General features: G+C 74.4%; 10 protein-coding genes and 1 pseudogene. 2 read left to right on the top strand and 9 right to left on the bottom strand.

From position 1 onward, the window contains the following. Positions 1 to 11 precede the first annotated feature (11 nt). A complete protein-coding gene (locus IE242_RS27465; RefSeq protein ID WP_189863855.1) occupies positions 12 to 611 on the top strand; it encodes a TetR/AcrR family transcriptional regulator in 600 nt (199 codons plus the stop codon). Here the strand turns inward: IE242_RS27465 and IE242_RS27460 are convergent. Continuing rightward, positions 509 to 1,467, bottom strand: a pseudogene (locus IE242_RS27460) (hypothetical protein); the annotation flags it as partial. The gene IE242_RS27465 and the pseudogene IE242_RS27460 overlap by 103 nt on opposite strands. 712 nt (positions 1,468 to 2,179) lie before the next feature. Here IE242_RS27460 and IE242_RS27450 point away from each other — a divergent pair. Next, on the top strand, positions 2,180 to 3,022 hold the full coding sequence (locus IE242_RS27450; protein WP_189863851.1) for an AfsR/SARP family transcriptional regulator: 843 nt from the start codon (positions 2,180 to 2,182) through the stop codon (positions 3,020 to 3,022). 80 nt (positions 3,023 to 3,102) lie between these two features. Here IE242_RS27450 and IE242_RS27445 read toward each other — a convergent pair whose 3' ends face one another. The 8 genes from IE242_RS27445 to IE242_RS27410 form a co-directional block, all read right to left on the bottom strand. Then, complete coding sequence (locus IE242_RS27445) at positions 3,103 to 4,323, bottom strand: beta-ketoacyl-[acyl-carrier-protein] synthase family protein (RefSeq protein ID WP_189863849.1); 1,221 nt, start codon at positions 4,321 to 4,323, stop codon at positions 3,103 to 3,105. Then, entirely contained in the window at positions 4,323 to 4,553 is a 231-nt protein-coding gene (locus tag IE242_RS27440) for an acyl carrier protein (RefSeq protein WP_030575412.1), read from the bottom strand. The genes IE242_RS27445 and IE242_RS27440 overlap by 1 nt, the downstream gene beginning before the upstream one ends. Before the next feature lie 62 nt (positions 4,554 to 4,615). Further along, the gene (locus tag IE242_RS27435; RefSeq protein ID WP_189863900.1) at positions 4,616 to 5,596 is read right to left on the bottom strand and encodes a beta-ketoacyl-ACP synthase III; all 981 of its coding nucleotides are present in this window, start codon (positions 5,594 to 5,596) and stop codon (positions 4,616 to 4,618) included. Between the two features lie 71 nt (positions 5,597 to 5,667). Continuing rightward, positions 5,668 to 6,783 carry a ferritin family protein gene (locus tag IE242_RS27430; RefSeq protein WP_229859501.1) on the bottom strand — a complete coding sequence of 372 codons (1,116 nt, stop codon included), beginning with the start codon at positions 6,781 to 6,783 and terminating at the stop codon, positions 5,668 to 5,670. Positions 6,784 to 6,835: 52 nt separating this feature from the next. Continuing rightward, positions 6,836 to 7,369, bottom strand: a complete 534-nt coding sequence (locus IE242_RS27425) for a hypothetical protein (protein ID WP_229859499.1) — start codon at positions 7,367 to 7,369, stop codon at positions 6,836 to 6,838. A 135-nt stretch (positions 7,370 to 7,504) separates the two neighbouring features. Continuing rightward, complete coding sequence (locus IE242_RS27420) at positions 7,505 to 7,984, bottom strand: type II toxin-antitoxin system RatA family toxin (protein ID WP_189863847.1); 480 nt, start codon at positions 7,982 to 7,984, stop codon at positions 7,505 to 7,507. Positions 7,985 to 7,986: 2 nt separating this feature from the next. Next, entirely contained in the window at positions 7,987 to 9,303 is a 1,317-nt protein-coding gene (locus IE242_RS27415; RefSeq protein WP_189863845.1) for an aspartate aminotransferase family protein, read from the bottom strand. Further along, entirely contained in the window at positions 9,300 to 10,913 is a 1,614-nt protein-coding gene (locus IE242_RS27410) for an MmgE/PrpD family protein (RefSeq protein ID WP_189863843.1), read from the bottom strand. The genes IE242_RS27415 and IE242_RS27410 overlap by 4 nt, the downstream gene beginning before the upstream one ends. Between the last annotated feature and the right edge of the window lie 117 nt (positions 10,914 to 11,030).

The following is an 11,030-nucleotide window of genomic DNA, read 5'->3' as shown; positions in this document are numbered from 1 at the left end:
CGGGGTGAATCATGCCGGACATCAAGCACTTCGATCCGGACGCGACCCTGGAGACCGTGGTCCGGCTCTTCTGGCGGCAGGGCATGGCGTCGACCGGCATCCAGGACGTCGTGTCGGCCACCGGGGTCAGCCGCTCCAGCCTGTATGCCACCTTCGGTGACAAGCAGGCCCTCTACCGGGCTGCCCTGCGACGCTACCTCGAGAACCGCTCCCAGCCGGTCTTCCAGCGCCTCGCGGAGGACGACCGGGGGCTGCCGGCCGTCACCGAGTTCTTCACCGGACTCGTCACGGCCCGCTGCTCGGGCGAGTACGCCCGGTGGGGCTGCATGGTCTCCAACGCCCACGCGGGGACCGAGAACAGCGACCCCGAGATCCGCGCCCTCCTCGACCGGCACCACCAGCGGCTGCGGGACGCTCTGTGTGCGGCGCTGGTCACCGCCGAGGAACAGGGGCAGCTCGCCGCCGGCGTCGACCCGGGCGCCACGGCCGACTTGCTGGCCCTGCTCGCCTACGGAGTCAACCTGCGCTCACGCGCCGGCACCGACGCGAGCGCCCTCACCGAGACGGTGAAGGCCGCCCTTGCGCCGATCAGTGCCCGGGCCGCTGCCTGACGGTCCTCCCCAGGCACGTACGCCGGGTAGTCCTCGGGGCAGGTCTCGTCGACGCCGTCGGGCGTTCCGGCGGACCGCAGGACCTGGGTCATGACGACCGTGACCAGGACGTTGAGGACGAGGGCGGTGAGACCGATGCAGCCGATCCCGTCGATGCCCGGGAGGCCGGCCGAGGAGCCGCCGAAGTGCTCCTGCGCAGGACTTGCGACACCGGAGGCGGCGGTGCCGTAGACCATGCCGACGGTCCAGCCGGCGAACAGTGCCCAGCGGTGGAACCAGCGGGTGAACAGGCCGCCGACCAGGGCCGGCACCTTCACCAGGAGCGAGACCGGTTCGGACATCGCCGCGGCGATCGACATGATCGCGGCCGGCACGAGCGCGCCGATGCCGACGGCGGCGAAGGCCACGCCCGCCAACCAGTCCGGAAACATGGTCTCGAAGAGCTGCGGGATGGCCGGCCGTTCGACACCTTCGCCCCGGCGGCGATCGCCATGAAGCCGAGCAGCGCGAGCGGACCCGGCATCAGGGTGTACAGGGGCATCACGGTCGTGTTGCGGCGGATCACCTCGCGGCTCTTCGAGGCGAGCATCGCGGTGATCGAGCGCGGGTACATGCACATCGCCATCGCGGACCCGAGCGCGCGGGTCGCCTACGCCCACTGCGCGCCGTATCCGGTGACCAGGGCGCCGTGTGGCTTGCCCGTGGCCGGGTCGGTCCGCGCGTACGCCTTGGTCGCCGCGGCGAAGATGTCGTCGAAGCCACCCAGCTCGATCGGCATGCAGATGATCGCCACGGTGATCACGACGTGGATCAGGGCGTCCTTGACAAAGGCGCTCATCGCGGGCGCGCGGAGGCCACCGCGGTCATCGGGGCCGCGCCGCATCGGCGGAACCGAGCGGCGCACCGCCTGGCGCTACGCGCATCGCCTGGCGCTACGCGCACCGCGACCGGCTGTCGACCTGTCGACCTGTCGACCGCCGTGGCCGGCGACATCGAGCCGGCGGACTCCGAGCTGCGGGCCGGGGCGTGCCTCCCTCTCCTCTTCCCCTCCCTGCCGGACCGGCACCGACGCGGCGGCCGGGCACTGTTCGCCGTGGTGATGGAGGTCCACATGGAGGTCCACATGGAGGTCCACCTGCACGGCTTATCCACCCGGGTGATCGATGAGCCGGCGCAGGCGCTCGGTGCGGGCACCGGCATCTCCCGGTCCGAGGTGTCGCGGACCTGCCCAGGTCTCGGCACCGAGGTGGCCCTCTCCCGGACCGGCCGCTGTCGCACACCGCGGCGACGGGCTGCGCGTCATCATCGGCCCCCTGCCCGGCTGCGGCCTCCAAGACGGAGATGCGCTGCCTGACCTGCACGAACGTCGTCGTTGACAGACACAGCCCGGCCCCTGGACCGCACAGACCGGAGGTATGGGCGCGGAGGGCGCCACACCACGGCCGACAGGTGTGGCGCAACCCCTTCCGCGCCGAAACGACCGCCTTGAGCGGGAATGAGCGAACGGTCTACTGTGCGGCAGTCCGTGCATCACGGCCCCGTGCGCTCTGCTGCCAGGGAGGAGGCCCATGCGCATCCCCGCCCCCCGTCCGGGCCGCGACGACCCGCCGTTCTTCCGCATTCTGGGGCCACTGGAGATCGGACCGGCAGCCGGTGCGCTGCCGCTGCGGGCGGAGCGGCAGAAGCTGGTGCTCGCCACCCTGCTGCTCAACGCCGACTGCGTGGTGACCATCGCGCGGCTGATCGACGCGGTCTGGGGCGAGCAGCCGCCCTCCACCGCCCGGGGCCAGGTCCACATCTGCATCTCACGGTTGCGGCACAGGCTGGCCGAGTCCGGGCAGGGCGACCTCGGGATCGAGACCCGGCCGCACGGCTATGTCCTGCACACCGGGCCCGGCGACGTGGATCTGAAGGTGTTCCGGCGGGAGGTGGCGGCCGCGGAGCGGGCCGAGGCGCGGGGGGACCCGGCCGAGGCGGCCGAGCTGTACCGCACCGCGCTCGCCCTCTGGCGCGGGCCCGCCCTCTCCGGTCTCGAGGGCGAGGCGACGCGCAGCGCGGCAGCGCAGCTGGACGAGGAACGCATGGCGGTGGCCGAGCAGCGGATCGAGCTGGAGCTGCGCCTGGGCCGGCACCGGGCTCTGGTGCCCGAGCTGACCGGTCTGGTCGGCGAGTATCCGCTGAACGAGCGGCTGACCGGCTATCTGATGACGGCGCTCCACCGGTCGGGGCGGCGGGCGGAGGCGCTGGTGTCCTACCGGAGGGCGCGGAACCGGCTGGCGGACGAACTCGGCCTCCGGCCGGGGCGGGAGCTGCAGGCGCTGGAGCGGGCCATCCTGTGCCCGGACGGCGGTCCGGCGGACGACCCCGGCCGACGGCCTCCCCCAGGTCGGGACGGCCCCCGCCGGGCGTGAGGCGCGAGGCCCGGCAGAGGCCGTCGTCTCACGGGCCCGGCAGAGGCCGTCGTCTCACGGGCCCGGCAGAGGCCGTCGTCTCATGCGGCGGCCACGGCCAGGACGGCGTTCTGGCCGCCGAAGCCGAGGGAGTTCGTGAGCGCCAGGCCGATCCGGCGGCGGGTGGGGACGGAGGCGACGTCGAGTTCCACCCGGGGGTCCGGACGGTCGAGGTTGGCGGTCGGGGGCACCAGTCCGCGCTCCACCGCGAGCACGGTGTACACGGCCTCGACCGCTCCCGCCGCGCCGAGCAGATGCCCGGTGACTCCCTTGGTCGAGGTCACCAGGGGGGCGTGCGGCAGGACCCGGTGCACCGCCGCCGCCTCGACCAGGTCGTTCAGCGGCGTCCCGGTGCCGTGGGCGTTGACGTGTGCCACGTCGCGCGGGGACGCCCCGGCGTCGGCGAGCGCGGCGCGCAGCGCGGCCTCGATCCCGCGTCCCTCGGGGTGCGGCGCCGTCACATGGTGGGCGTCCGCGGTGGCACCGTGGCCGACGACGCGGGCCCGTACGCGCGCCCCGCGGGCCCGTGCGTGCTCCGGCCGCTCCAGCACCAGCAGGCCCGCCCCTTCACCGATGACGAAGCCGTCACGGTCGGCGTCGAACGGGCGGGACGCGCCGGCCGGGTCGTCGTGCCGCCGGGAGAGGGCTCCCGTCCGGGCGTAGCCGGCCACCTGGAAGGGCGTCACCAGGGCCTCGCTCGCGCCCGTCAGCACGATGTCGCAGCGGCCGAGGGACAGCTGGTCCCGGGCCACGCCGACGGCGGTCGCCCCGGAGGCGCAGGCGGTGGTGACCACCAGGCTGGGGCCCCTCGCCCCGAACTCGATCGACAGCTGGCCCGCCAGCATGTTGGACAGTGCCATGGGGTGCACCAGCGGCGAGACCCAGCGCGCCCCCTCCTCCAGCAGCACCCGGTGCGCGTGCTCCCGGGTCGCGGTGCCGCCGTCACCGCAGCCGAGCACCACGCCCACCCTGCTGCCGTCCCAGGACGCCGGATCCAGGCCGGCGTCGGCGAGCGCCTCGCGGGCGGCCACCAGCGCCAGCTGGACGAAGCGGTCGAGGCGGTGGGCCCGGCGGGCGCCCAGCCGCTGGGCCGGGTCGAAGCCGGGCACGCGGCAGGACATCCGTACCGGAGCGCCCTCCAGCTCCGGGTCCAGGGCGGCGGCGGGCTTGGGCGCGCAGACGGTCTCCCAGTTCTCCTCGACACCGATGCCCGCCGGGGTGACGAGCCCGACACCGGTGACGGCCGCGTCGCAGCGGGGCATCAGAGCGCCGCCCCCCGCGCCTCCATGAGCCGGACGATGTCGCCGACGGTCCCGGCCCCGGCCATCTCGTCGTCGCTGATCCGGATGCCGAGCTCCTTGTCGAGGACGAGGGAGAGCTCGACGACGGCCAGGGAGTCCAGCTCGATGTCCTGGGGGGTGGCCTCCATGGTGATCGAGTCGGCCGGCACATGAAGCTTGCGCGCGAGGATGTCTTTCAGCTGCTCGAACATGGCTCGTCCTTACGGGAAGTGACGGTGAGTGGTGGACCGAAGAGGGATGGAGAGGGAACTCCTCAGTGCCCGGCGGGCAGTTCCGGCCACACCAAGGTGGTCGCGCCCCACGCCAGCCCGCCGCCGAAAGCCGTGATCAGGACGCGGTGGCCGGGCCTCAGCCGTCCGTCCGCGACGGTCTCGGCCAGCAGCAGGGGGATGGAGGCGGAGGCGGTGTTGCCCGTGTGCTCGATGGTCGAGGGCCGCCGGTCCGCGGGGATCTCCAGCTCGTCGCCGAGGGCGGCCAGGATGCGGGCGTTGGCCTGGTGCGCCACAAGACGGTCCACGTCGCCGGTCTTCCAGCCCGCGGCTTCCAGGGCGCGGCGCGAGGACTCCGCCATCCGCTCCACCGCGTTGCGGAAGATCTCCCGGCCGCGCATCCGCAGGAACTCCCCGCCCGTCCCGGCCGGGAGGCCGCCCGCACGCGCGCGGGAGCCACCGCCGGGGATGTACAGCAGGTCGTCGCGCGCACCGTCGCTGCCCAGGACGACGGGGCCGAGCGCGCCCGGTTCGTCGTGCCCCGCCCGCAGCACCACCGCCCCGGCCCCGTCGGCGAACAGGACCGCCAGGGAACGGTCCCGCGGATCGACGATGCCGGTGAGCACCTCGGCACCGATCACCAGCACCCGCTCGGCGACCGAGGCGGCGATCAGCCCGGCGGCGGAGGCGAGCCCGTAGACGAACCCCGCGCAGGTCGCGGCGAGGTCGAACGCCGGAACGCCGTCCAGTCCCAGACGGGCGGCGACGACCGGCGCGGTGGCCGGGACCGGGTGGTCCGGCGTCATGGTGGCGAGGACGACCGCGTCCACCGCGGGACCGCCCGCGGAGGCCAGCGCCCTGCGGCCCGCCTCCACGGCGAGATCCGAGACGGCCGTGCCTCGCCCGGCCACATGACGCCGTGCGATGCCGGTACGGGTACGGATCCATGCGTCGGAGGTGTCCAGGCGGGCGGCCAGGTCGTCGTTGGTCACCACATCGGGCGGCAGCCAGCCGCCGACCCCCATGACGACCGCGCTGCGGGGGACGGCGGGCAGGCCGGTACGGGACGGGGCGCCGCCGCCCGTCGCCGGACTCCTCACTTCCGCCCCTGGGAGACGGTCTGCCCCTCGGACACGGCCCGCCCCTCGGACACGGCCCGCCCCTCGGACACGGCCCGCCCCTCGGACACGGCCCGCCCCTCGGACACGGCCCGCCCCTCGGAGGCGGTCTGTACGCCGAGCACGGCTACGGCCTCCTCAAGGCCCATGTGGGCCAGGCGCACCCCGGCCATCTCGTCCGTCCAGCGCGCGGCCGTGTCGTAGCGCTCTTCCGGTGTGGTGTCGAGCAGGCGCCGGCCCGGCCAGATCTCGTAGTCGCCGACCTTGTCGGCGTGTTGCAGCATGCCCTTCTGGAAGAGCTCCTCGCGGGCGATGACGAACTCCCGGTCGGGCAGTTCGTCCCACAGCTTCCGCCCGGCGCGCAGGATCTCCAGCAGCCGCGGCCGGTACTCCGGGTGCGCGGCGAGGTGGTCGCGCAGCACCGAACTGCCGACGGCCAGGTGGCGGATCTCGTCGATCGCCGCGCCCCGGGACACCTCTCCGGCCGCCGGGTCCAGCGGGGTCCACTTGCGTTCGCTCAGCTCGGCGGCGGGCGCGAGGACGCCCTCGATGACGATGGTGAGGATGGCCACGCCGCCGGCGAAGTCGGCCCGGTCCCGCACGATGTCCAGCGTGAACTCCTCCAGCGGGCGAAGGACCCGGGACCGGTAGTCGGCGGCCCTCTCGCGGATGTCGCTCAGCAGCGTCCGCGCGGGCATGCCCAGTTCCACGAGGTGCTCGCGGAACACCCGGGCGTGGCGTGCCTCGTCCAGGAGCTGGGTGGCGTAGAACTCCATCTCCGCCACGCCCGGCGCCTGGGCCACGTAATGGCCGAGGGCCCGGGTGGCCGTCTCCTCGGCCAGCGACCGGAAGCCCAGTTCGAGGACGAGCGCCTCGCGCAGCGGGCCGGGCCGCTTCATGAACTCCGGTGTGCGGGCCTCCTCGGCGTGCCCGGTGACGGCGCGGCCGTGCAGGGTCCCCTGCGCCACATGGCGGAGCCAGTACGCCAGGTCGCACCGCTCGGCGGTGAGGTCGAGGGTCTTCGCCCCGTCGAGGAGCCCCGGAGCGGTCTCCCAGTCCGCCTCCGGTGACACGGGTTCTACGGTGTCGGTCATCGCTGGACTCCTCCTGTGTGGTGGTCGCGAACTCCCTCGGCGGCCGGACGGCCTACCCCTTGGGCCCTGAGCCGGCCTGACCGGCCGCGGGCACGGGCACGGGCACGGGGGCGGTGACGGGTACGGGGACCCTGCGTCCGGCCGCACGGCCGCGCAGCCCGTCGGTCAGCCGCCGGTAGCCCGGCTCGGCCTCGGGCTCGAAGCGCAGCGCGAACGGCTTCAGGAAGTTCCCGAACAGTCCCCGGTCAGCGCACAGATGGAGCGGCAGCGCCAGCAGGGCCCATTCGGGGCCCACGAGCCAGCACCACAGTGCGGCCACGGCCCCCTGTGTGATCAGGCTGTGCATCGTGTTGTAGAGCACGTAGTAGACCTTGGGAATCCTGCCGTCGCCGCTGCGCCGGTAGGCGATGGCCCCGGGGATGTAGCCGATGAGGTCGATGTACGCGAACAGGGCGAGCGCCACGGGCCAGCGGATCTCGCCGGCGTGGGCGATCATGAGCCCGGCGCAGACCGCGAGGCCGACCAGGTACTCGGCCCGGTGCAGGCGGAAGGTGGTACGGGTCTCGAACGGGTTGGCCTGGTCCATCGGTCGCTCCTCCCGGCAAGGGGTCTGCCCGGCCTCGTGGACGGTCCGGCCGCGTGGACGGCTCGGCCCCGTGGACGGCTCGGCGGAACGCGGAACTCGGAAAGCGGAACCTGGAACGGGGAACGCCTCAGGACGTCACGGCCGCGCGCGCGGAGCCGCCGTACCGATCTCCTCGCCGAGCGTGGTCCCGGCGAACATGCCGGTGACCGTCCAGGCGACGGTCTCCTTGATGACGCGCTCGGCGATGGGATCGAGGATCCCCTCCATGCTGGGGATGCCGAAGTCGAACTCGGCGTCGAAGCGCAGGGCGCAGTCGTCGCCGCTCTGGCGGAGTGTCCAGCAGCCGGTGAACGCGTCGAAGTCGCCGTCGGTCTGCCGGAAGGTGATGCGCAGGCGCTCGCGGTCGAACTCCTCGGTCTCGGTCCAGCGCAGCAGGCCGCTGCGGAAGTACAGCTCCCAGCTGGAGCTGCCCCGGGCCGCCGGCGGCCCGGTGTGCACCACGGCGGCGCGCACGTGCGGGGCGAGGCGGGGATAGCGCTCGAAGCGCGAGATCCCGTCGAGGACCGTCTCGGCGCGTTCGCCGGGGACGAGCGCTTCCAGGACGACGTGCCGCATGGTCACCTCCGGCCTTCCGGGGCGCGTGTGGCGTTCTCGACCAGGGCGCGGGTGGCCCCGTCGAAGGCGTGCAGGAAGAAGTCGACGTCCGCGTCGGTGAGGACCGCGGGCGGGGTGAACCGCACCACGGTGCTGCCGTTCATCGAGTGGTTGGCCACCACGCGGTGGTTGAACAGTTCGATCAGCAGCTCCCCCGCGAGCCCGGCCTCGATCAGCTCCACGCCGATGAGCAGGCCCCGGCCCCGTACCCCGGCGAGCAGTTCGGGGATGTTGCCGCGGGCGATCTCCGCGATGCGCGGCAGCAGCCGGGCGCCGAGCTCCGCCGCCCGGGTGGTGAGGTCCTCCTCGCTTATCGCGCGGACGGCGCCCTGGACGGCGGCCATGAGGAGCGGGGCTCCGGAGAACGTCCCGGTGTGGAGGTAGGGGTCCTTGTCGAACGGCCGGAACGCCTCGCGGGTGGCGATCGCGGCGGAGACCGGGACCACTCCCCCGCCCAGCGCCTTGCCCGCGAGCAGCACGTCCGGGACCACGCCTTCGGCGTCGGCTCCCCACCAGGTGCCCAGGCGGCCCATGCCGGTCTGCACCTCGTCCAGGACGAAGAACGCGCCGTGGGCGCGGCAGAGTTCGCCGACCCGCCGCAGATAGCCGTCCGGCGGGATGACCACGCCGCCCTCGCCCTGGACCGGTTCGACGATCACGCAGGCCTCGCCGGGCCGTTCGGCGAGCTCCTTCTCCAGCGCCTCGGCGTCCCCGTAGGGCAGGTGCGTCACATCGGGCAGCAGGGGACGGAACGGCCGCTGGAACACGTCCTTGCCGGTGGCCGACAGGGCGCCCAGCGTCTTGCCGTGGTAGCCCATGTGCATGGCGACCACCTTCCGCCGGCCCTGGGCACGGGCCAGCTTGAGCGCTGTCTCGACCGCCTCGGCGCCGGAGAGCGAGAAGTGCACGCGGTCCAGCCCCGGCGGGGTCACCGAAACCAGTGTCTCGGCGGCGCGGGCGACGGCCGGTTCGAGCAGGAGGCGGGTGGCGACGGGGTGGGTGCCGAGCTGGCGGCGGACCTCCTCCATGACGAGCGGGTGCCGCGCGCCCATGAGGAACACGCCGTAGCCGCCGCAGTTGAGGTACCGCTCGCCGTCGCTGGTGGTCAGCCAGGCGCCCGAGGAGGCGACCTCCATGCGGCCGCCGAACAGCTCGGCCACGGTCGCCCGGCCCTTGCTGAGGTGGGCCCGGTAGAGGCGGAGAGTCCGGAGTGTTTCCTGTTCCGTTTCCTGTTCCGTGTCCTGTTCCGTGTCCGGTCCGGTGTCCGTCGGAGCGCTCACAGGCGTTGCTCCTCGATGTCGGCGGCGCGCGGTGGGAAGGGGGCGGGCGCCCCCACGCTGTCACAGGCCCCTGACGGATCGCTGACGGCCGCCTGATCCGTGACAGCTGCCTGTTCCGTGCGCGGCGGGCCGGGCCGCAGCGCCGCCTCGATCCACGCGCGGAGCTCGGCGCCGTCCATCCGGGGCACCCGCACCAGCGCGTCGGCGACGTCGGCGGGGCCGCCGAGCGCACGGAACTTCTGCCCGACGAGGGCGGCGTGCCGGGCCCGGGTGTGCGGGCCCGCGGCGCCGTGCGGGACCATCAGCTCCCGTACCGCGCGGCGGCCGCCGGTGAGACGGACCGTCACCCGGGCGCCGGTGGCCTTGACGGCGTCGGTGAAGTCCGCGGCGGGGGGCACCGGTTCGCCCGCCAGCCCGGCGAGCGCGTCACCGCCGAACTCCCGCAGCCACGCGGCGCCGGCGGGGCCGGCCTGGCGCAGCGCCTCGCCGAACGGCGCGCAGGAGGCCAGGAGCGCGCGGGTCATGCCGGTGTCGTGCACCAGCCGGACCCGGGCGGCCACGGCCCGGCGCACCGGGTCGTCCGAGGCCGGAGGGTCCAGGTCGGCCACGGTCAGCCGCCCGGTCAGCAGCGCGGTGGCCACGGGATAGCCGACGTCCAGCACCAGGGCGCCCAGGGGCCGTGCGGTCCCGCCGAGATAGGGGTGCGCGCGCCGGGCCGCGAGGAGGGTGTACAGCGACGCCTCCACGAGCACCTCGGTGATGTCGTCGGCGAGCTCGGCCGCGTCCGGGGCGCCCAGGTCGTCGTGGAGGGCCATGGCGCAGTCGACGGCTGCGTCGATCCCGGGCCCGCCCGGGTGCAGTTTGTACGAGAAGGTCTCGGTGTGCCAGCGCGTTCCGAGCCCCGCGGTGACCGCCTCGGGCAGCGGGACGGTCGCGAAGCGGCGCAGGAAGCCGTCCGGGTGCTCCAGCAGGTCGTGCGGGCCGGTGAGTCCGGCGGCGGCCGCGTCGCACGCGTCCATGGCCGTACGCACCGGCCCGAGGGTGTTCAGCAGCCGGGCGTCGCCGGCCAGGAAGGCCCGCATCAGCGGCCACGGCGGCTGCGCGTACGCCAGACCGAGCGCGTCCGGCCAGCGGGCGGGCGGGGCTCCCTCGCAGCTGAGCCGCCCGGCGACGGCGCCCGCGAGGTGCGCGTGCAGCGCGGTCTGGCCGCGCAGCGGGCCCAGCGTCGCCGCGGCGGTGACGCGGGCGGCGCACTCGTTGGCCGCCACCACCGCGGTGAGCAGTGCCGGACCGTCCAGCCGCCGGGCGTGTGCGAAGGCGAGGGGCACCGCGACGGCGGAGTTGGACAGGTGGCCCGCGTACGCGGTGTCGTCGAGGTTGAGCCAGGAGCCGAGCCCGGCCAGCACGCAGGCCGACCGGCGCGGATCGGGCTGCAGCGGCGGCCCGAAGGCGGCGGTCAGACGGCGGCCGAGGCGATGTCCGGCCCCGGCGCGGATCGCCCCGAGCTGGGACAGCACCTGACTGGCGGCCCGGCGGAGCACCCGTCCGGGGATCGCTTCGGGTGTGAGCCGCGCGGCCCACGCGCCGAGCTCTCCGAGCAGGGTGGCCATGGCGGGTCCTCCCTCTTCTCGTGCCGGGTTCTTCCGGGTCGGGTCCCGGTCACCGCGCGCGGCGCGCAGCGACGACCGGGCTCCGTGCGGCAGCGCGGCGGCGGCCGGCGGGCACCG

It is taken from the genome of Streptomyces poonensis (genome assembly GCF_014650915.1).
Classification (GTDB): Bacteria; Actinomycetota; Actinomycetes; order Streptomycetales; family Streptomycetaceae; genus Streptomyces; species Streptomyces poonensis.
Note: the sequence above shows the minus strand (reverse complement) of the source record. Positions and strands in the feature narration are given on the sequence as shown.

What these genes read in the sequence shown, in the direction of transcription:
- IE242_RS27450 (WP_189863851.1), top strand. Translation starts at nt 2,180, where the DNA reads ATGCGCATCCCCGCCCCCCGTCCGGGCCGCGACGACCCGCCGTTCTTC.
- IE242_RS27425 (WP_229859499.1), bottom strand. Translation starts at nt 7,369, where the DNA reads ATGGACCAGGCCAACCCGTTCGAGACCCGTACCACCTTCCGCCTGCAC.
- IE242_RS27435 (WP_189863900.1), bottom strand. Translation starts at nt 5,596, where the DNA reads ATGGGGGTCGGCGGCTGGCTGCCGCCCGATGTGGTGACCAACGACGAC.
- IE242_RS27420 (WP_189863847.1), bottom strand. Translation starts at nt 7,984, where the DNA reads ATGCGGCACGTCGTCCTGGAAGCGCTCGTCCCCGGCGAACGCGCCGAG.
- IE242_RS27445 (WP_189863849.1), bottom strand. Translation starts at nt 4,323, where the DNA reads ATGCCCCGCTGCGACGCGGCCGTCACCGGTGTCGGGCTCGTCACCCCG.
- IE242_RS27430 (WP_229859501.1), bottom strand. Translation starts at nt 6,783, where the DNA reads ATGACCGACACCGTAGAACCCGTGTCACCGGAGGCGGACTGGGAGACC.
- IE242_RS27410 (WP_189863843.1), bottom strand. Translation starts at nt 10,913, where the DNA reads ATGGCCACCCTGCTCGGAGAGCTCGGCGCGTGGGCCGCGCGGCTCACA.
- IE242_RS27440 (WP_030575412.1), bottom strand. Translation starts at nt 4,553, where the DNA reads ATGTTCGAGCAGCTGAAAGACATCCTCGCGCGCAAGCTTCATGTGCCG.
- IE242_RS27465 (WP_189863855.1), top strand. Translation starts at nt 12, where the DNA reads ATGCCGGACATCAAGCACTTCGATCCGGACGCGACCCTGGAGACCGTG.